The following is a 21,925-nucleotide window of genomic DNA, read 5'->3' on the forward strand; positions in this document are numbered from 1 at the left end:
TTAAGCCGCTGCAAACAGCTGGTATTCCGAACGTGAAGTTTAAGCCGCTGCAAACAGCGGGTATTCCGAACGTGAAGTTTAAGCCGCTGCAAACAGCTGGTATCCCAAACGTGAAGTTTAAGCCACTACTAACAGCTGGCGTTCCACATATTAAGTTCATTAACCAAGCTGCGGCATAAAAGGAGAATAATTATGTTTGATTTATTAATGCAAGCACTTGGATTGGGCAAACCTGTTCGTAAGAAAGTTAAACTTCCAGAAGGGTTAAATCATCTTGAAGTCATTCCAGCTAAAGGTTGGTGGAACTAGTACACCCCGTTTAACGCCTAAGGAGAACGACCATGCTTATTTCTTTGATGCAGATGTTAGGGCTAAAAAAGCCTTCACGTAAAAAAATACAGCTTCCTGAAGGGCTACTGCATTTGGAAATCGTTACCGCAAAAGGTTGGTGGAGCTAGTTTTAGATACAAGAATCTAAAATTACACAGACAAAAAAAGGAGCTTATGCTCCTTTTTAGTTTCTCTGTATAAGATACAGATTCTAAAAATTCAAATCTCTAACCAAAAAGATTGTTTCCCCATGGCTTTTTTGTATGCCAGTTGCTTATGCGAATTAAACAAAGGATAAGCGGCAGGGCCAAACAAAACCCCAGCAAAAGCCCATCGTTTGACAGGTAACCCGGCTTTAAACGCTGTATAGCCTAACAACAAACCTGAAAAAACTAATACCAATACGATTGTGAATACCACTTACCTACACCCCACATCAAATAAGTCAGCGTCCATACCTGAATATCTATTTCGGCACCTATTATATAGTCAAACCAGCAGAGGGGTGAGTGTTTTTTAGTCAATTTATTGTCACTAAAGTAAAACAAAGCGGCCAAATGTAGCCGCCTTGTTAATTTTTTGACGCTTTTTAAAACTTACTTGAAAAAGAAACTCTGTTCGCTTGCCATCTGTTTCAGTCTCTCTGCTGGTTCAAATCGGTCGCCAAATCTAGATTGGTAAGCCGATAGAATTTCAACGAGTTTAGCAGGACCTAGTGTGTCAATATAATGGAAAGGACCGCCTAAGAATGGTGGAAAACCGATCCCAAATATAGCGCCTATATCGCCATCTCGAGCTGAAGCGATTATCCCTTCATCTAAACACCTAACCGCTTCGTTCAGCATCTGCACGACGCATCGTTGCGCCACTTCATTAGCATCATTATTTTGAGCTGGCGTTAAACCAAGCACGGTATATACGCTACTGTCGACCTCTTTAGATTTCTTTTTACTACCGTATTGATAGAAACCTTTGCCATTTTTACGGCCCTTTCTATCATCGGCTAATAACTTATCAAACGCGGCTGGTGCTTTAAAGCGCTCGCCGAGTTCAGCTTCCAATATAGGAGAGATCTTAGCGCCAACATCAATACCGACTTCATCGAGTAACGTCATTGGACCGACGGGAAAACCGAACTTAACCAGAGCCTTATCTAAATGCTCTACACTCTGCCCTTCTAATAGCAGCTGCGCAGCTTCATTCATGTAAAGCGCCAATATTCGGTTGACGTAAAAGCCAGCGCCGTCTTGCACAACAATGGGAGTTTTACCCTGTTTACGCGCAAACGCAACGGTGGTTGCTATCGTCTCAGCAGAAGTTTTCTTATGTGCAATCACTTCGACTAATGGCATTTTTTCTACCGGAGAGAAATAGTGCAGACCGATAACATTCTCAGGTCGACTTGCAGCTTCCGCAATTTGAGCAATAGGCAAAGATGAGGTGTTGGAAGCGAAAATAGTGTTTTCACCGCACTCTCGTTCAACATCTTTCACCATCTGATGTTTAAGAGCAAGATCTTCAAATACGGCCTCAACAACGATATCGGCATCTTTAATACCTTTATATTCAGTCGTTGTGGTCATCAATGCCATTAAGTTGTCGCGAGCAGCTGGTGTCATATGACGACGCTTAACCCCTTTATCCAGCAATTTATAAGCATAAGACAATGCATTGCTCAAACCGGTTTCGCTGATATCTTTTACTCGAGCTGGAATTTTTGCTTTGGTTGTTGTAACCGAAGCAATACCGCCACCCATTAGACCGCCACCCAGTATCATCGCTTTTTTTACTTTACGTGGCTTAACATCACCCGCGCCGGTCTCTTTTTTCATCTCAGTAGTGGCAAAGAAAATACTTCTAAGCGCTGCAGACTCTTTAGACATAACCAGATCTGAAAAGTGGCTTGCTTCCACCTCTAGTCCCTTGATTAAACCTTTAGTCATACCTTGACGAACACAATCAATGATCTTTGCAGGCGCAGGATAATTACCTTGTGTCTTCTTAGCGACTTGCTTGCCAGCTTGGTCAAAAATAATATTACGACCAACGCTAGTGCCTTCAAGCACTTTATTAATCAATGACTGCTTTTTCTTTTTCGCAGAACGTTTGCCCGCTAATGCCATCTCAATTGCAGTGCGCATCAAAATTGACTCAGGAACAACATCATCAACCAAGCCCATTTTCAATGCCTGCTTAGGTCGAATTTGCTTACCTGTAAGCATCATATCCAAGGCGGTAGTGATCCCGACTAAACGCGGTAATCGCTGAGTACCACCGCCCCCAGGAAGCAAACCAAGCTGTACTTCAGGTACGCCCATCATCGTTTTGCCATTGAGGCTACAGACTCGTTGATGACATGCTAGCGCAAGCTCTAAACCACCGCCCAAACAAGCACCGTTTATTGCTGCAACAACGGGTATATTTAAATTTTCTAGCTCATTAAAGACCACATGCCCTTGCTGAGAGAGCAACTTCGCATCCATCGCCGTTTCACACGCAGCCAACATAGAGATATCGGCACCCGCCACAAAAGAGTCTTTTTTGCCTGAGACAAGTACTAAGCCCTTGATACTTTTGTCAGCTTTAATCTCAGCAAGTATTTCGCTGATCTCTGGGCCAAATTCACTACGTAGCGTGTTCATTGTCTCGCCTGGCACATCCATCGTCAGAATGGCAATACCGTCTTCTCGACGATCTAAATTAAATGTCTTTTCCATTTGAGTTACTCCACTTCAACTATCATTGCAGCACCTAAACCACCCGCAGCACATGCTGTTGCGAGACCCGTTCCGCCACCACGGCGTTTAAGTTCATGACAAACTTGGGTAATAAGTCGCGTACCTGTTGCTGCAAAGGGATGTCCATAAGCTAAAGAACCACCCAATACATTAAATTTACTCATATCAATGTCACCAATAGCACGGTTACGACCTAGCTTTTCTGCGGCGAATTTCTTCGAGCCGAACATCTGCATGTTGGCTAATGTTTGGGCAGCAAATGCTTCATGCATCTCAATAAGTGTAAGGTCTTCTAGCTCCATTCCTGCACGTTGTAACGCCATTGGCGTCGCGTAAGATGGGCCCATTAGCATGTCTTCCCACACATCAATCGCAGTAAACGCATAACTCTTTATGTAACCAATAGGCGTATAACCCAAGGCCTTGGCTCTGCCTTCGCTCATAAGCAATACTGCAGATGCACCATCAGTTAATGGCGTGCTCGTTGCTGCCGTCACTGAGCCGTGTTTACGGTCAAATGCTGGACGTAATTTTGCGTAGGACTCAAGCGTAGAGTTTTCGCGGATATTATTATCGCGGTCAATAAATCCTTTATAAGGAGGCACATGGGCTGTCATAACCTCTTGGGCCAGTTTGCCAGCGTTCCACGTTTCGGTCGCTAATGTATGCGAGCGATGTGCCAATGCGTCTTGATCTGCACGGCTAATGTTATAGGTCTTCGCCATCTGCTCAGCCGTTTGCCCCATTGACAATCCCGTCGAAAATTCTGCGACAGCAGGCGGTACAGGAAGCAAATCTTTCAAGCCTAAACGGCGAAAAATAGACAGTTTCTGACTAAAGGTACGCGCTTTATTAAGGTCCACGAGTGCATGTGCGAGCTTTCTCGAAACACCAATGGGTACAACAGAAGAGGAGTCTGCTCCACCAGCAATACCGATCTCCATATTGCCAGTCATGATTGACTCGGCAACGTTGACCGTTGACTGAAAGCTGGTCGCACAGGCGCGAGTCACACTATAGGCATCGGTACTCACATCCATGCCAGTGCCTAAAACGATTTCACGTGCGATATTGGGCGCAGCTGGCATTAACACAACCTGACCATATACCAGTTGTTCAATTAACTTGGGATCAAGTTCTGAACGTGAAATTAGTTCATTAACAACCATTTTGCCCATATCTAACGCTGATACGCCATGAAATGCGGTGGCTTGTTTAGCAAATGGCGTCCGTAATCCCGATACAATCGCGATTCGTTCGCCTCTAGCGTTAGTGACTTGCTGTCTTTTACTCATTTTCCACCCTCTTGTTCTGCGTCGCTAACCATTGAAGTTGCTCGCTTTATTATATCCCTGAGAAACCTGTCTATTATTCGACAAACAGGTCTGACCATTAAAGTGTGATCTGATTCTAACTTTTAAATGAAAAGTTTTAAACACTTGTTTGTTTTTTAACACTAGCCAAAACCCAATGGAATTATTTACCATAGAGATTGTCCATAGTATCTATACATAATAAATTGAGTACCATCATGCCTTTGAGCCGATTTCACGCACTACGCGAATACCTAAATACCGTTATTCTCGGACAGCCGACACTAACTGAGAATTTACTCATCGCGCTCATTGCCGATGGACACCTGCTTGTAGAGGGTCCTCCTGGCCTTGCAAAGACCCGCGCAGTCAAAGCATTGTGTGAGGGTGTAGAGGGAGATTTTCATCGGATTCAATTTACCCCAGATTTACTACCCGCCGATCTTACAGGCACGGATATATATCGCGCCCAAACGGCAACCTTCGAATTTGAAGCGGGTCCCATATTCCATAATTTAATTCTCGCTGATGAAATAAACCGCGCCCCCGCAAAAGTGCAGTCAGCGTTGCTTGAAGCAATGGCCGAAAGCCAAGTCACTGTCGGTAAAAATAGCTATCCACTGCCCGAACTGTTTCTGGTTATGGCAACCCAAAACCCTCTTGAAAACGAAGGGACTTACCCACTACCAGAAGCGCAATTAGACCGTTTCTTAATGCACTTAAATCTTGATTATCCAAGTGCAGAAACTGAGTTTGAAATTTTACGTCTTTCCCGTAATGAAGCACTAAAGAAAGAAGTGCCGAAAGTGACGCCGATTATTCAAGCCGATATTTTTGCAGCGCGAGAGCAGGCTTTACAGATCTATCTTGCTGAACCGCTAGAAAAATATATTGTCGACATTGTAATGGCAACTCGCCAGCCAGCCGCTTATAGCCCTGAGCTAGCAAGTTGGCTTGAGTATGGTGTTAGCCCGCGCGCAACCATTTCGATTGAGCGTTGCGCCAGAGCCCGTGCTTATTTATATGAACGTGATTTTGTCTCACCTGAAGATATTCAAGCTGTGGCACCCAATGTATTGCGCCATAGATTATTGCTGAGCTACCAAGCGCAAGCTGACGGCGTGTCTGCCGACGATGTGATCAACCATATTCTTTCTCAAGTTGCGGTTCCTTAATGGTCAATTCAGAGCTGCCTCTTTTTGCGGATGGCATCAACATCAACGAAAAAGAGCTACTTGCTTGTCAACGTATTGCGCGGGCGTTGCCTGAGAAACGGTCCAAGGCAAGAGCAAACTTAGCCGGACATCGAGCGAGCGCGATCAAAGGCCGTGGGATGGAGTTTGCTGAAGTTCGTCAATACCAAAGCGGTGATGACGTACGTACTATCGACTGGCGCGTAACCGCCAGAACAGGCAAAACTCATACGAAATTATTTGTCGAAGAGCGTGAGCGCCCTATCCTGATATTGCTCGACTTAAGCCATAGCCTGTACTTTGGCTCAAGCTTGCTACTGCAATCGGTGCAAGCGGCGCACGTCGCCACCACGCTCGGGTGGAATGCCATTTTACATGGCGACCGACTCGGTGCAGTTATCGCGACAGAGCAAGAACACATAGAGTTGAAACCAAGAAGCCGACAGCAGGGTATTTTGCAACTTGTCTCAGCCATTAAACACCTGCATCAACGTCAATTAGATGCCCTGTCGGTTCAGGGATCTGAACCCGATCACATGTTAAAAGCATGCCAACGACTGCGGCGTCTCGCCAAGCCAGGCTCTCTTATCTGGATAGTCTCAGACGGAAGCCATTTTACCCCAGCCTGTTTGGCGATGCTGTCCGACCTGAAACGTCATTGTGATATGGGCGCTTTTCTCATTACAGATCCTTTACGAGAAGGTAATTTGACCTTGCCGAAACACTTTCAGCTCCCCGTAAAGGACGGCAGTAAAGAGCGCATCATCGATAGACACAGCTATGAGCATTGGCTCAAGAATCAACAGCAAATTAAATCGGTATTCACTGACATGATGCAAAAAATTAATGTTGAAACCCGTGTTATTGATGCTGGACAACGCCTAAATCAACAATTGGGAGCATTACGATAAATGGCTGTGCAAACTCCAGCAGCAAATCCTGCTTTAGCATCACTACAAGATATTCAAACCCCGACAGAAATTGGGCTTTGGCCGCTGGCTTATGGATACTGGCTCTTGCTACTTGTCGTGTTGATATCTGTCGCTGCAGCTTTTATTTACCTCAGAAAACGCCGGCAGCACACCGCAGCTAAAAGAGCAGCATTAGTGGAGCTCGCAAAGCTGGATCCGAGCACGGCACAATACATCACCAATGTCAGTGAAATATTAAAACGGGCAGCAATGAGCTATTGCGACCGTTCATTGGTTGCAGGCTTATCGGGCACTCATTGGTATGCTTGGCTTACAGCGCAAGTGAACTCCCCCCCGGTTGAATTATGTGAACTGCTTAAATTGAGTTATCAGCGTACAGAGCTGACTCAATCACAAGCGATAGCATTAAAACAAAGTGCAGAACATTGGCTAAAAAGCGCTCTTCCGCTTGATTCGAAACGGCTTGACGCTGCCTTAGCCGTCAATATGGAGGCTAAATAATGTTAACACTAGCGCTGCCATGGTTATTACTATTATTACCACTGCCACTTCTTTTTAGAAAACAGCAGCAACAAGTTAAGCTGGGGGGTCACCTTTATCTTCCAGGAAGTGATATCGAGTCCCAAAACCTACCTGTTAAAATAACGCCGAGTACAAAGAAAGGTTATTGGATCTTGTGGGTATTATTGGTTATCGCCGTTGCAAGGCCATTATGGATGGGTGAACCGATAGAGCTGCCCAGTAAAGGGCGTGACTTAATGTTGTCCGTTGACTTATCTGGCAGCATGCAGATAGAAGATATGGTCATCGACGGCAGAGCTACCGACAGATTCACACTTATCCAACATGTGGTTAGCCAGTTTATTGAACGTCGAAAAGGGGATCGCATAGGGCTTATCTTGTTTGCGGATCATGCTTACCTGCAATCCCCTCTCACCCAAGATAGACGCACTGTAGCGCAGTATCTGAATGAAGCGGAAATTGGCTTAGTCGGCAGGCAAACCGCCATTGGTGAAGCGATTGCTCTAGGGGTTAAACGATTCGATCAAGTAGACGAGAGTAATAGAGTGCTTATCTTACTTACTGATGGCGCTAATAATGCCGGTACAATATCGCCAGAAAAAGCAACTGAAATAGCCGCTAAAAGAGGGATCACTATCTATACCATTGGCGTAGGAGCTGAAGTGATGGAGCGTCGCACTCTTTTTGGTAAAGAACGTGTTAACCCTTCGATGGATTTAGATGAGCCGCAGCTTAAACAGATTGCCGCTAAAACGGGCGGTACCTATTTTCGCGCGCGAAATGCCGAAGAACTTGAACGTATCTATCAAGAGATTGACAACCTAGAACCCATTAGCCGAGAGCAATTAAGTTATCGCCCACAATCGGAGCTTTTCTACTGGCCTTTGGGCTTGGCATTATTACTTTCAATATTTAAAAGTATTGGCCAATTATCTATTTTTAGTCTTAAGCCTAAACAGCCATCGGGAGGCCATTAGCCATGCATTTTTTACGCCCTGAGTGGTTTTTGGCGATCATTCCACTTGTCATTCTGCTGCTTTTTATTAAGAAAAAACAAGGTGCCAGTTCCAGTTGGAACCAATATATTGCACCTCACCTTGCCAACGTATTACTCGGCAGTACTGAGAAAAAGCAAAGTCGTAATGTTTTCTATCTTGCATTTGCTTGGTTAATTGCAGTGCTTGCGCTATCGGGTCCCGCATTGGAAAAAACGGCGCTACCAGTCTATGAATCGGCTCAAGGTCGAGTCATAGTTATGGATATGTCGTTATCTATGTATGCTAACGATCTATCACCGAATCGACTAACCCAATCAAAATACCGAGCCACAGATCTGATTGAGACGGTAGTAGAAGGTGAAACTGGCCTAATCGCTTATGCCGGTGATGCCTTTACCATTAGTCCATTAACACGTGATAAAGCTACCTTATTGAACCTATTGCCGACGTTAACGCCAAGTATCATGCCCGTTAAAGGCTCTAATGTTGAAGTCGCGCTAGAGCATGCCAAGTCATTGTTAATTCAGGGAGGGCATGTTCGTGGTGATATTGTGCTTTTTACCGATGGTATTTCCAGCTCGCAACTTAATCGAGCACAATCCGTCTTAAAAGGCAGTTCCTACCGCTTAGGTATTCTGGCTTTTGGCAGTGAACAAGGTGCTCCTATTCAACTGCCCAATGGTCAACTATTGCGTGATAACGGTAATCAAGTCGTCATCGCCAAAACAGATTATGGATTGCTACAAACATTGGCATCGTCAGCCAATGGTACTGTGATCCCTATTCGTGCTGATGGTCAAGATGTAACCCAACTCGTGCAATGGCTTGCCAGCACAAAAGACACTAAAGAGAGTGATTTAGAGGGTGAAGTTTGGCAAGATCTGGGCGGCTACATCGCACTATTATTGCTACTCCCCGCTCTGCTTAGCTTCAGACACGGCATTATCGGTGCCTTTGCGTTAATGGTCATTATGCAGCCAATCCAGCCCGTTTATGCCGATAGTTGGGATAACCTTTGGCAAACTCAAAATCAACAAGCATCAAACGCCTATCAAGCTCAGCAGTATCAAGCTGCGGCAGAGCAATTTGAACAAACTCAATGGCAAGCCAGCGCCCGTTATAAGGCGGGTCAATTTGATGAAGCTCTTACAGGCTTTGAGCAAGATACCTCTGCTAGTGGACTCTATAACCAAGGCAATGCGCTCATGCAGCTCGGCCAGTATGATAAAGCCGAAAAGCGCTATCAACAGGCACTCGACCAAGCGCCAGAGATGGACGCCGCTAAGCAAAATTTAGCCCTAGCAAAAGAGCTGCAACAGCAACAAGAGCAGCAAAAACAAAATGGCGAAGGAGATGACAGCCAAAAGTCAGATGAGCAACAGCAGTCTGACGATTCAGAGTCTAGTGATAAACAATCACAAGACAGCAGCTCTGAGTCTAAAGATGGCCAAAGTGAACAGAACAAAGAACAATCTGATGATGCCAATTCTGCAGATGATTCTGGCGATGAATCCGCTGAATCTCAGAAAAATGAAGATGCTGCGCAGGACGCTGAGCAAAACTCAGATAAAGAGCAGCCCAATGATAATGATGCTGCGATGGAAGCCGAAGATTCAAAAGATGATTCGAAAGATGATTCGAAAGATGATTCGAAAGATGATTCGAAAGATGATTCGAAAGATGAATCTCAGCAAAGCCAGCAAGCCAAAGCGCAACAATCCGCAGCTGAAAGTGATGATCAAGAAAATGAACAACAAGGCTCAATGGCTCCAACAACCCCTTCAGATGAACCTCTTCCGCCAGAAATGGAAAGAGCATTAAGAGCGATTGCAGACGACCCGCAGGTACTACTCCGTAATAAAATGCAGCTTGAATATCAGAAACGACGCCGCCAAGGCATTAATACCAAGGAAAACCAACAGTGGTAATTCGACATCTATGTGCGTTCTTAATTGTAGCCTTAACCGCTGCGACACCCGCCTATGCAATCACCAGCTTGCAAGCATCGGTTGACCGTAATCCTGTAATTGAAGGTGAATCTCTGGTGCTAACGGTTGTTGCTGATGACGATCTCAACAGTGGTGAGCTCAACACCTCATCACTGCTAAAGGACTTTATCGTTGGTAGAACAAGCATCAGTCGCAGTAAACAGATCATGAATTTTGATGCGAGAAATGAGACTCGTTGGCAAGTGCTTTTATCGCCAAAATTTGGCGGAAACATCACCATCCCCGCCTTCAATATTAAAGGCGTGAGTTCTGCGCCCATTACCCTTGCGGTAGTAGATAGAAAGTCGCAACCGCAACAGATGCAAGATATCTTTATGCGATCGAGCTTATCCTCAGAAGAAGCTTATGTCGGCCAAATGTTAACCTACAGAGTGAAGCTTTATCTGGCACTAGAATTACAACGCGGCGTGCTTAGTGCACCAGTGCTAGACGGCGCTCAAATCAAGCAACTGGGTGAAGATAAAGACAGCAATGAAATCGTTAATGGCAAGCGTTACCGTGTCATTGAACGCGCTTATGCCATTATCGCCGACCAACCCGGTGAACTGACCATCAATGGTGCCAGTTTTTCTGGAGATGTACTGGTACAAACCAAACGCAATGGCGGTATGTTTTCATTCAATGAAAGTCGGCCGACTCAAACTCAAGCGCCAAAATCAATCGTATTGATCAACCCTGAGCCTGTCGAGTATCAAGGTCAGTGGTTAGTATCTGATTTAGTTGTGTTAAAAGAAGATTGGCCGACAACACCCGTCGAGTATAAAGTCGGCGACCCAATTACTCGTACGATAAGCTTATTAGCGTCTAATGCTGATGAGACCAGCTTGCCCGACATCCGATTATCAACACCTGCTGAGCTAAAAACTTATCCAGAAAAGGCACAACGAAAGTCGTTTGTTCGAGATAAACAAATGGTGTCACAACTCACGCAAACCACCGCAATAGTGGCGACAAAAGCCGGCACTTACACGCTACCTGAAATAAAAGTCCCTTGGTGGAACCCCCACCTCAAACAGCAGCAATACGCCACCCTTCCCGCCCGTACGGTTGTCGTCACGAGAGGGGAAATTGCCGAGTCAGTGAACATCCATCAACCACCAAACACGATTCAAACAACCACTGCAGGTTACTGGCCTTGGTTAACTGCTGGTTTTGCGTTGTTATGGTTATTAACGCTAATGCTTTGGCTCAATGCCAGAAAAAAACAGGCAGTAAGCACTACGAAAAGCGACGACAGAAATCCAGTGACTATCAATAACAGTGCCCGAAAATTACTTGAGCAAAGTTGTGCTGCAAAAGAGCCAACAAAAGTCATCAACGCACTAATAGCTTACTACTCTGAGCTTTTAGGACAACCAATAACATTGCGAGATATAGCCAATATATCAGTGGAGCTTTCTATCGAAATCGCCTCATTGCAGCAATCTGCTTATAGCAAAAACACCACAGATATTGACTACAAGCAATTACTCAACATCGTTTTGACGACAAAAATGAACGATAAACAGAGTAATACCTCTGCCCTTAATTCACTCAACCCGCAGATATAACGATTACGGAGTAATACATCATTTAAAAAATGACGCTCACTAAGAGCGTCATTTTTATATCAGTAACAGAATCTACCGCTATTTTGAGCCTATCTGTTTACACTATTTTGTTCTTGGCTTTGTTTAGTGATTCCACATATTGGTATTCGACGATGAACAAGGTTAAGCTGTGTTTTATTGATCCAGTTAGAAAAAATAAAAAATGTTTGATAGTTGGCGAAATAAAAAGTCGAGCACCACGGTCTCTTCAGACATGGTTAGCAAACAAAGACGATACGATAGCCTTGTCAGGGCACTTCATACCGATATATACCGTTATGCCTATTGGCTATGCGGCGATAAACATATCGCTGAAGATATCACCCAGGAAACGTTTCTGCGCGCATGGCGTTCACTTGATTCATTAAAAGATGAAAAAGCCGCAAAAGCATGGCTGATTACCATTCTCCGCCGTGAAAATGCACGACGTTTTGAGCGTAAACAATTTAATTACTCTGATGTTGAACAAGAGTTTATTGAAGACACGTTTTCAAGCAGTACCGAAGACCATGCTGAACAACATTTATTACAGAGACAAATTTCAAAGTTGGAACTTGAATACCGAGAACCGTTATTACTGCAAGTAATTGGTGGTTTTAGTGGCGAAGAAATAGCAAAGATATTAGATCTTAATCGAAATACTGTTATGACTCGTTTATTTAGAGCAAGAAACCAACTGAAGGATGCACTCGAACAACCGACTATCAGAGGTCAATCCAATGGATGAGCTTAAATTTCGCCGCCAAGCTTATGGTGAGCCAAATAACCAAGATCCCGAGTTCCTTCACGCAGCAATGGAATCGGCAGAAAGAGAAGCCTTTTTAAATACTCTTAAAGGCTTAGATAACAAAATTGAAAAAGCACTGAGCATTGATGTACCAGATGATCTGGTGGCTAAGTTGTTATTACGCCAACAGTTGCAACATCACCATGCACAACGTCGTAAAACAGGATTTGCGTTTGCGATGGTCGCGTCAGTGGCCTTCTTAGCGGGTATTACCTTTACGTTAATGCGTATGGGGCCTGTTGATCTAGGACAACATGCTTTGGCACATGTTTATCATGAAGATAAAGCGCTTCATCTTGATAAAAATGTCCAATACCAAGACGTTAACTTTCAACTAGCTTCGCTTGGTAATATTGGAGATATGCAATTTACCGAGCAGCCAGGTAAAGTGTTTTACAGTACCTATTGTGATTTTCAAGGGGTAAAAAGCCTGCATTTAGTGATGCAAGGTGAACACGGAAAAGTCACCCTATTTATCGTACCCCTAGAAGACAGAATGGTATTAGAAGAAGCTTTTGCCGATAATAAATATAAAGGTATGGGATTTGAAACTGACAACGCATATATGTTGCTCGTTGGTGAAGAGATCCAAGACCTTAATTACGTTAGAAACGAAATTAAGCAAACATTCATCTAGTCCTTTGACAACCAATGGTGCTATTTACGCGCCATTGGTTAGATCTACATCACAATTCCATCATTTATTGAGCCCATGCTCGAATATCTGCTAGCATAGCGCCACAACTAAAAAATGATAAAAGCGTATATATCTCATGACCATTGAATTACCCATTTTAATTACCTTCATTGGCTATCTTGCCTTAATGATGGGCATTGGCCTTTGGGCTTACAAGGCAACTGATTCTGTAGAAGATTACATTTTAGGTGGCCGCGGCATGGGGCCAGCGGTAACGGCACTAAGTGTTGGCGCTTCTGATATGTCTGGCTGGCTGCTGCTTGGTTTACCTGGCGCCGTCTATTTAGGGGGTTTAGGTGAAGCTTGGATTGGTTTCGGATTGGTCTTTGGTGCCTGGTTAAACTGGCTGTTTGTCGCCAAGCGATTACGGATCTACACCGAGTTTACCGATAACGCACTGACCCTTCCCGACTTTTTCGAAAAACGATTTGAAGATAATAAAGGCATACTCAAGTTAGTCTCTGCTGTCACCATATTAGTGTTTTTTACCTTCTATGCGTCGTCTGGCATGGTAGGCGGCGCTATTTTGTTTGAGAAAGTCTTTGGCCTTGATTACACACTCGCATTGATTATTGGCTCGAGCATCATTGTGGGTTACACCTTTGTCGGTGGCTTCTTTGCGGTAAGTTGGACCGATTTCTTCCAAGGTTGCTTAATGTTAGTGGCGTTACTCATTGTGCCCATCGCCATTTTTAGTCAACCAGAAACACAACAAGGGTTTGAAGCACTCGATCCTGCTATGCTGTCATTATTCAGCGAAAACACCACCTTTATTGGCCTCATATCGCTACTTGCTTGGGGGCTAGGCTATTTCGGTCAACCGCATATCCTGTCACGTTTTATGGCGATTGGTTCAGCCGACGATATTCCTGTTTCGCGCCGCATTGCAATGAGCTGGATGCTCATCGCATTATTGGGCGCGTTGGCGACCGGTATCGCAGGAACATTATACTTTGCCGCGAGTCCACTAGAAAATCCTGAAACCGTGTTTATTCATCTAGCACATGCCGCCTTCAATCCATGGATAGGCGGATTACTTATCGCGGCCATATTGTCGGCAATTATGAGTACGATTGATTCACAACTACTAGTTTGTTCAAGCGTCATTACTGAAGACTTTTATAAAAAGTGGTTACGCCCACAAGCGCAAAGCAAAGAACTCATGCTCGTTGGTCGCATCGGCGTACTTGCCATTGCAATCATCGCAGGGATCGTTGCATTGAATCCTGAAAGCAGCGTACTTGGACTCGTTAGCTATGCGTGGGCAGGTTTTGGTGCCGCATTTGGTCCAGTCGTATTAATGTCGCTCTTCTGGCGTGACTATAGCCGCGATGGCGCTGTTACCACTATCGTTGTTGGTGCCGTTACTGTGGTTATTTGGAAGCAACTAAGCGGAGGGATTTTTGATCTTTACGAAATCTTACCTGGCTTCCTTTTTGCAACAATAGCCGGTGTGCTTGTTAGCAAATTAAAAGCACCTTCAGACGCAGTTAAAGCGCAATTTAATGAGTTTGAAGCAAAGCTATAAACTTGTAATTTGGCACTGTCACTAAAAAGCGTACAGGTGTACGCTTTTTTTATATCTCTCTATTAAGCCCTTGAACAACCAGCCGTTACATACTATTAACCATAAGTTAAACTTAGAGCATCTCTCAAGCCTCTATGCTATATGGCTTCTTTTTGAATATTCAATCGAATAGATATTTTTTTGGACATGAAAAATATTTAATTAACTAATATTTAACAACATTTTAGCACTGGTCGGAGTTGTCAGCTTACTATTACCTACCTAATATGCACTGGTCTAACAAGTGGATCTTACAGTTAATTTAAATTTAACACTCATATAAGTAAGACCAATAATAATAGAGATGATAATAATGAAGTATTTCAACAAGACTCTTATCGCAGTATCTGTAGCTTTAGTCAGCACACAATCAATGGCCGCAGGCTTCCAACTTAACAGCCAATCAGCAACGGGGATCGGTCGCGCATTTGCGGGTGATGCTGTCATCGCCGATAACGCATCCGTTTTATCTCGTAACCCTGCAGCAATGGCCATGTTTGACGAGAAGCAACTCTCAATGGGCTTAACGTATGCAGACGTAGAGGTTGAAGTCAGTGATGTGTATATTAATTCGAACGTTGGGCAAATTCACTACGGCAATGTTCCAGACGCAGCCGAAGCTAAAATTATCCCAAACTTTTACTATATTAGCCCAATCAACGACAAGTTCGCTTACGGTGTTGCTATGTTTAGTAACTTCGGTACTGGTACCGACACTGGTGATTTGTCACAACCAAAATCCATCTTAGGCGGTAAAGCGACAATTCCTGCACCCGTCGATTTACTCGGTAAAACTGAAGTAACTACCATTAACTTCAACCTAAGCGCGTCTTACCGTATTAATGACCACTTCAGTGTTGGTGCCGGTTTAGATGTTATTTATGGTCAAGGCACACTGACTCGTTCAGGTGAACTGCCTCTAGCGCCAGATGGTTCATATGTGCCAGTGGATCTTGTAGACGTTGATGCTGATGGTGTCGCCTTTGGTGGTATTGTGGGCGCAGTTTATGAAATTAATGCTAATCATCGTATAGGCGTAAGCTACCGTTTCAGCCCAGAATTTACTGCTGACGGTACCGTAAAGTTTGGTGGAACCGATTATCAAGAGATCAACATCCCGATCCCTGATATTTTCCAAGTTGCTGGGTTCCACCAGTTAACAGACAAGTTTGCATTGCATTACACTGCACAAATGACAACTTGGGGTGACTTCCATGAAATCACAGTAACGGATCCAAGCGAAGCACAACTTAAAAAGTACGCTTGGGATGACTCTTGGCTATTCAGTGTTGGTGGTACTTACTCACTGACTGAAAACTGGACTGTACGCGCAGGCTACATGTTCGACCAAGGTGTTGTTGGCGAAGTCAGCTCTATCTCTATTCCTGATTCAGACCGTCAGTGGTACACAATGGGCGCTACATACAACGTGTCTAAGCATACGAGCATCGACTTTGGTATCGCCTTTATTCGAGGTGAAGAAACACAGCTAACTGAACAAAGTTCTGTTTTAGGCCTTGTGGGTCAGCAGATGCCTACATTAGGTGATGATCTAGGTACTGTGCACGCGACAACGCTATCAAATGCAACTTACTATTCAATGCAGTACAACTACAAGTTTTAACGCTGTATTTACATAAACGAAAAAGCCGCATTCATTGCGGCTTTTTTATTGCCCACATTCCATTAACCCTATTTCATTGTACTCAATCGATAAACCTTGCTAACGTGAGCTTATTACACCTCATTTTGAAACTGAACTTATGCAAAAAAATAATACTCTAGCCGCGATTATCCTAGGAGGGTTTATTTGCCTTGGATTAGTGCTGATGGCCAATACCGTTGGCGATAAGCTAATAAAAATGAAATCAATGGAACGTACCGTCACGGTTAAAGGTTTAGCCGAGAAAGAGGTGCGCGCCAATGTCGCCATTTGGCCCATTCGCTTTACCGAAGTCGATAACGATCTCGACAACCTTTATGCAAATGTGCAAACTAAAACAGAAAAAGTGGCCACGTTTCTAAAGCAACAAGGTTTTGATAAGTCAGAAATAACTATCTCACTTCCCGCTATCGATGACCGATTAGCCCAAGGTTATGCGGATCCTAATGTGAAGTTTCGCTACGCAGCAAGAGTGTCTCTCTCACTCTATACCGATAAGATCGACCTACTACTTTCAGCCCGCAGTAATATGCTGTCACTTGCTAAAGAAGGCATTGCTATCTCAGATCAAGATTACGACAGCAAAGCACAGTTCTTGTTTACCAAGCTCAACGACGTTAAACCGGAGATGATCCAATCCGCAACTCAAAATGCACGCCAAGTTGCCGAGAAATTTGCGAAGGATTCTGACTCAAAATTGGGAAAAATTAAAAAGGCCGCTCAAGGTCAATTTAGCATTAACGACCGAGATAGTAATACGCCGTATATAAAGAAAGTCCGTATCGTCTCTACATTGACCTATTACCTTAATGATTAACCCGCCAAAACACCTTTAGCGCTTTAGCATTAAACGCGTAATGACACGGTCGACAGGTGCTGCAATTGCGCATAAAAGCATATTCATCGCATTTTACTAATGAATAATGATTGCGCCTTTGAAATACATCCATTAGAATAATCTCATGGATGTATTTTAGGTAATCAACGATGGCAACTTACGCTCCCCCCTTTGCACTGCTCTTATTATCGCTAATGTCTAGCCTAGCTTTACCTACATTGGCCTATGCTGCATCGACGGTTGATAGCGTTCCAACCATAACGGTTGAATACACCTCCTACCCCAATTGGGTTGTACTAGATGCGGTTATCGAGCCAACAAAAGCCGCTACGGTGTCGGCGCAGACATCGGGACGTATTATAAAACTCAATTATGATGTGAATGATATTGTCGCTAAAAATGCATCACTATTAGAAATTACCAGTAAAGAGCAAGGTGCGCTATTAGCTGCAGCCGAAGCTGAATATGCAAGAGCAAATGCACAAAATGTCGAAGCCCAAGCGCAGTTGCAACGTTATAAAAAGCTTTTTCCTCAAGGCGCTATTTCTGAAGGCTCAATGGATGAAGCACAAGCTAATGCTAAATCAACTCAGCAAGCAGTCAGTGCAGCAAATGCAGGCATAGTGCAAGCCACTGAATCTTTAAAATATACCGCGGTAAGCGCGCCCTTTGCGGGGGTGGTGACCCAAAGGCACGTTGAACAAGGTGAGACCGTCAGCCCTGGGCAAGCATTATATTCTGGCTACTCTTTAACCCAGATGCGCGCGGTCACCCACGTACCACAACGTTATATCAGCGCCTTAAAGCTGCAGCCTAAGTTCAAACTCACATTAGCCGATGGCAAACACATTTTCAGCGACAAGCTCAATGTATTTGGCTTTGTCGACCAAGCCAGTCACAGTTATAAAGTGCGTATCGAACTGCCCACTGAAATATCGGGTCTCATCCCTGGCAGCCTTATTAAAGCCCGGTTTATTAGCGGTCAACGCCAAACAATGTTCATTCCTCAAACAGCCCTTATCACCATGAACGAGTTAAATGCCGTTTATCTACAGCAGAATAACAAGTGGGTGCTTAATCAAGTCAGAGTTGGCCAGCAGGACAGCGATACAATTGAAGTGTTATCAGGATTATCTAATGGTGATGTCATCGCAAGAGATGCTTATCAGACCTTATTGCGTTTACAAAAGCAGTCTAAACCTTAAGGAGCTGACAAGATGACAAACAGACAAAAATTAGGGATTTCAGGACGCATTGCCGCTGCTTTCCAGCTTAGTGCTATTACCCCTTTACTCGCATTACTCGGCCTTTTACTCGGCTTATTTGCAGTATTGGTGACCCCAAAAGAGGAAGAGCCTCAAATAGACGTCACTTTTGCTGATGTTTATATCCCTTTTGCAGGAGCATCGCCTGCTGAAGTAGAGAGTTTAGTGACCTTACCCACTGAACAAATCATCTCTGAACTTAAAGGAATTGACACCCTATACTCATTTTCACAGCCGGATGGCGCCCTCTTTATTGTTATTTTTGAAGTGGGCATTGCACGTAACGACGCCATCGTCAAACTCTATAATCAGATCTACGCTAACTTAGATAAACTGCCACTCAATGCTGGCGTCGGTCAGCCTCTTATTAAACCTCGCGGCATTGATGATGTACCGATAGTCAGCTTAACCTTGTGGTCAAAAGAGTCTAGTGTCTCAGCCGAGCAACTCACCCATGTTGCCAATAGTTTGGAAACTGAGATTAAACGGATTCCAGGCACCCGTGAAATCAACTCAGTGGGTGCGCACCAACTCACTCTCAATGTCAGAATAGATCCTGTAAAAATGAACTACTATGGGATCTCATATAACGAAATCCATAATAGTTTAAGCAGTAATAACTACGTCTCTATGCCGGCTTCACTAGTACAACAAAACCAAGAAATCAAGGTTCAAACAGGTGAGTTCCTAACCAATATAGACGATGTAAAACAACTGGTGGTTGCGATTAGGGAGGATAGCGATAAGCATACTGCACCCGTATTCCTTGCCGACATTGCCGATATCACCCTTAAAGCCGACATCCCTGTTCAGAGCGCTTGGCATGGCGACAAAGAGAAAATCTATCCCGCTGTAACGATTGCTATAGGCAAACAACCAGGCGTAAACGCCGTCGATATTGCTGATGCAATACTTGAGCGCGTAGATAAAGTCGACAATATATTATTGCCAGACGGAGTAAATATTTCAGTGTCACGTAACTATGGTGAAACTGCGGGTAATAAAGCCAATACTTTGATTTTAAAATTGATGTTTGCTACCTCGGCGGTGGTCATTCTCGTGTTACTGACCATGGGATTTAGAGAAGCACTTGTTGTTGGTATCGCCATTGTCATAACACTTGCCCTCACCCTCTTTGCCTCTTGGGCATGGGGATTTACCTTAAATCGTATCTCTTTATTTGCCCTAATCTTCTCGATTGGCATTTTGGTCGATGATGCCATTGTGGTTGTGGAGAACATTCATCGGCATATGGCGATGGGTAAGCGCACATTCACAGAGCTTATACCTATAGCCGTTGATGAAGTGGGCGGCCCTACCATTTTAGCCACCTTTACTGTTATCGCAGCCTTGCTACCAATGGCTTTTGTATCAGGATTAATGGGGCCTTATATGAGCCCTATTCCTATCAATGCCAGCATGGGGATGTTGATCTCTTTAGCCGTCGCTTTTATGGTCACTCCTTGGTTGAGCCGTAAACTGTTAAAACATGACAGCACTAAAACAGCTGCCGAAAGTGAGGCTAACAATACACAACAACCGCATACCGACGGTCTAATGCTGCGGATTTTCACACGGTTAATTGGGCCATTTGTCATCGGTAAAGCTGCCAGAAAGGCACGCTTTGGATTAGCTGCGGCAATTTTTGTACTCATCGCTATCGCGGTGGCACTGCCTATCGGAAAACTGGTGGTGCTAAAAATGCTTCCGTTTGACAATAAGTCAGAGTTTCAGATTTTGGTCGACCTGCCTGAGGGAACACCGGTTGAACAAACTCAACGCACATTAAAAGCATTAGCTCAACATCTTAACCAAGTTGAAGAGGTCGATAATTATCAGATCTATGCAGGCACCAGTGCGCCAATGAACTTTAATGGTTTGCTTCGTCACTACTTTCTGCGACAAACCCAAGAGTTAGGCGATATTCAAGTTAACCTCGTCGATAAACAACATAGAGAACGTGATAGCCACAGTATTGCTATCGCGGTAAGAGCGCCGTTGCAGGAGATAGCAAAACAATATAATGCCAATGTCAAAATCGTAGAAGTGCCTCCAGGCCCACCAGTGTGGTCGCCCATTTTGGCTGAAGTTTATGGTCCAAGTGCCGCTATTCGCGAGCAAGCTGCAACAGCGCTTGAAGCCCTTTTTAAGCAAACGACAGACGTTGTCGATATCGATATCTATCTACCTGCTAACCAAGCCAAATGGCAGGTCAATATCGACCGCAGTAAAGCCAGTCTACTGGGCATTCAATATAGTCAAATAGTCGATTTGGTCGCCACCAGCATAGGGGGTAAAGATATTAGCTATCTTCATGCGCCTAACCAAAAGCACCCTGTTCCCATCCGCATCCAGCTAAAAGAGGAAGACAAGTTCAATTTAGAGCAGGTGCTAAACCTCACTATAAAGAATAGTAAGGGTCAAGCCATTGCGATGTCTGAGCTATTACAGATAGACAAGGGCGTTATCGACACGCCAATCATCCATAAGAACATGATCCCAATGATCATGGTCGTGGCTGATATGGCTGGCCCCCTGGACAGTCCTCTGTACGGCATGTTTGACATGGTCAGCCAAATCAATGCAGAAGATGGCTTGGGCTTCGACCAACACTACATCAACCAACCTTCAGGCCTCGACAGTATCGCCATACTCTGGGATGGAGAATGGAAAGTCACCTATGAAACGTTTAGGGACATGGGTATCGCTTACGCCGTAGGCATGATAGCGATTTACCTGTTAGTCGTAGCCCAATTTAAGTCTTATAGCGTTCCGCTCATTATCATGGCTCCCATCCCGCTAACGATCATCGGTGTCATGCCCGGTCATGCATTGCTTGGGGCGCAATTCACCGCCACATCGATGATAGGCATGATAGCGCTCGCAGGGATCATTGTGCGCAACTCCATTTTATTAGTGGATTTTATCCATCAAGAAATCGCGGCAGGTGTGCCGTTTGAACAAGCCGTTATTCATTCTGGTGCAGTGCGTGCAAAACCCATTATGCTAACGGCCTTGGCGGCAATGATAGGCGCGCTTTTCATCTTAGATGACCCTATTTTTAATGGCTTGGCCATTAGCCTTATTTTTGGAATTTTGGTTTCCACCCTGCTCACCTTGGTGGTTATTCCCGTCCTGTATTACGCAGTGATGAAAAACCGGTATCAACATTAATATTCAAAACCGCGCAGGCCGCTAACGCGAGCTTGCCTTTTAACTAGTGAGGAATCGATATGTCTACAGAACGTGCCATTATGGCTTTTGCCGGTGTGATGATCTTGTTATCGTTAGCACTAACCTTGTGGGTCAATCACAACTTCGTCTGGCTTACTGCATTTGTAGGCGCAAATTTATTACAAAGTGCCTATACTGGTTTTTGCCCTGCTGCAATTGTGCTGCGAAAATTGGGCTTCAAATCAGAGGCGCAATTGGCAAGAAATGAATAACGTGGTGTTTTTTATTTTGATTAACAAGTGAAATATAG

Annotated in this window: 16 protein-coding genes; 14 read left to right on the forward strand and 2 right to left on the reverse strand. The window is 44.3% G+C overall.

The features are described from left to right. Nucleotides 1-926: 926 nt before the first annotated feature. Both fadJ and fadI read right to left on the reverse strand, forming a co-directional pair. Nucleotides 927-3,047 (reverse strand): fatty acid oxidation complex subunit alpha FadJ, encoded by a 2,121-nt coding sequence (fadJ, locus tag CXF82_RS02015; RefSeq protein WP_102043588.1) that lies wholly within the window; start codon nucleotides 3,045-3,047, stop codon nucleotides 927-929. Nucleotides 3,048-3,052: 5 nt separating this feature from the next. Continuing rightward, nucleotides 3,053-4,363 (reverse strand): acetyl-CoA C-acyltransferase FadI, encoded by a 1,311-nt coding sequence (gene fadI / locus CXF82_RS02020; RefSeq protein ID WP_101089245.1) that lies wholly within the window; start codon nucleotides 4,361-4,363, stop codon nucleotides 3,053-3,055. A 236-nt stretch (nucleotides 4,364-4,599) separates the two neighbouring features. On the opposite strand from fadI, the gene CXF82_RS02025 reads away from it, so the two are divergent. The 14 genes from CXF82_RS02025 (at nucleotide 4,600) to CXF82_RS02090 (ending at nucleotide 21,887) form a co-directional block, all read left to right on the forward strand. Beyond that, complete coding sequence (locus tag CXF82_RS02025; protein WP_101089246.1) at nucleotides 4,600-5,556, forward strand: AAA family ATPase; 957 nt, start codon at nucleotides 4,600-4,602, stop codon at nucleotides 5,554-5,556. Next, entirely contained in the window at nucleotides 5,556-6,485 is a 930-nt protein-coding gene (locus tag CXF82_RS02030) for a DUF58 domain-containing protein (protein ID WP_101089247.1), read from the forward strand. Before CXF82_RS02025 ends, CXF82_RS02030 begins: the two co-directional genes overlap by 1 nt. Beyond that, nucleotides 6,486-7,007, forward strand: coding sequence for a DUF4381 domain-containing protein (locus CXF82_RS02035; RefSeq protein ID WP_101089248.1), 522 nt, complete (start codon nucleotides 6,486-6,488; stop codon nucleotides 7,005-7,007). Further along, entirely contained in the window at nucleotides 7,007-8,005 is a 999-nt protein-coding gene (locus CXF82_RS02040) for a vWA domain-containing protein (protein WP_101089249.1), read from the forward strand. The genes CXF82_RS02035 and CXF82_RS02040 overlap by 1 nt, the downstream gene beginning before the upstream one ends. Before the next feature lie 2 nt (nucleotides 8,006-8,007). Continuing rightward, the gene (locus tag CXF82_RS02045; protein WP_102043589.1) at nucleotides 8,008-9,954 is read left to right on the forward strand and encodes a VWA domain-containing protein; all 1,947 of its coding nucleotides are present in this window, start codon (nucleotides 8,008-8,010) and stop codon (nucleotides 9,952-9,954) included. Beyond that, entirely contained in the window at nucleotides 9,948-11,585 is a 1,638-nt protein-coding gene (locus tag CXF82_RS02050) for a BatD family protein (protein ID WP_101089251.1), read from the forward strand. The genes CXF82_RS02045 and CXF82_RS02050 overlap by 7 nt, the downstream gene beginning before the upstream one ends. 202 nt (nucleotides 11,586-11,787) lie before the next feature. Next, the gene (locus CXF82_RS02055) at nucleotides 11,788-12,351 is read left to right on the forward strand and encodes a sigma-70 family RNA polymerase sigma factor (RefSeq protein WP_101089252.1); all 564 of its coding nucleotides are present in this window, start codon (nucleotides 11,788-11,790) and stop codon (nucleotides 12,349-12,351) included. Beyond that, a complete protein-coding gene (locus CXF82_RS02060; RefSeq protein ID WP_101089253.1) occupies nucleotides 12,344-13,048 on the forward strand; it encodes a DUF3379 domain-containing protein in 705 nt (234 codons plus the stop codon). The genes CXF82_RS02055 and CXF82_RS02060 overlap by 8 nt, the downstream gene beginning before the upstream one ends. 136 nt (nucleotides 13,049-13,184) lie before the next feature. After that, nucleotides 13,185-14,636 (forward strand): sodium/proline symporter PutP, encoded by a 1,452-nt coding sequence (gene putP / locus CXF82_RS02065; RefSeq protein WP_101089254.1) that lies wholly within the window; start codon nucleotides 13,185-13,187, stop codon nucleotides 14,634-14,636. Nucleotides 14,637-14,988: 352 nt separating this feature from the next. Then, on the forward strand, nucleotides 14,989-16,299 hold the full coding sequence (locus tag CXF82_RS02070) for an OmpP1/FadL family transporter (RefSeq protein ID WP_101089255.1): 1,311 nt from the start codon (nucleotides 14,989-14,991) through the stop codon (nucleotides 16,297-16,299). A 139-nt stretch (nucleotides 16,300-16,438) separates the two neighbouring features. Beyond that, nucleotides 16,439-17,155 (forward strand): SIMPL domain-containing protein, encoded by a 717-nt coding sequence (locus CXF82_RS02075; protein ID WP_101089256.1) that lies wholly within the window; start codon nucleotides 16,439-16,441, stop codon nucleotides 17,153-17,155. Nucleotides 17,156-17,370: 215 nt separating this feature from the next. Beyond that, nucleotides 17,371-18,381, forward strand: coding sequence for an efflux RND transporter periplasmic adaptor subunit (locus CXF82_RS02080; protein WP_101089288.1), 1,011 nt, complete (start codon nucleotides 17,371-17,373; stop codon nucleotides 18,379-18,381). A 12-nt stretch (nucleotides 18,382-18,393) separates the two neighbouring features. Next, nucleotides 18,394-21,615 (forward strand): efflux RND transporter permease subunit, encoded by a 3,222-nt coding sequence (locus CXF82_RS02085; RefSeq protein WP_102043590.1) that lies wholly within the window; start codon nucleotides 18,394-18,396, stop codon nucleotides 21,613-21,615. Nucleotides 21,616-21,674: 59 nt separating this feature from the next. Beyond that, nucleotides 21,675-21,887 carry a YgaP family membrane protein gene (locus tag CXF82_RS02090; protein WP_101089258.1) on the forward strand — a complete coding sequence of 71 codons (213 nt, stop codon included), beginning with the start codon at nucleotides 21,675-21,677 and terminating at the stop codon, nucleotides 21,885-21,887. The last annotated feature ends 38 nt before the right edge of the window (nucleotides 21,888-21,925 follow it).

The sequence above is a fragment of the Shewanella sp. GutDb-MelDb genome, from assembly GCF_002836075.1.
Classification (GTDB): Bacteria; Pseudomonadota; Gammaproteobacteria; order Enterobacterales; family Shewanellaceae; genus Shewanella.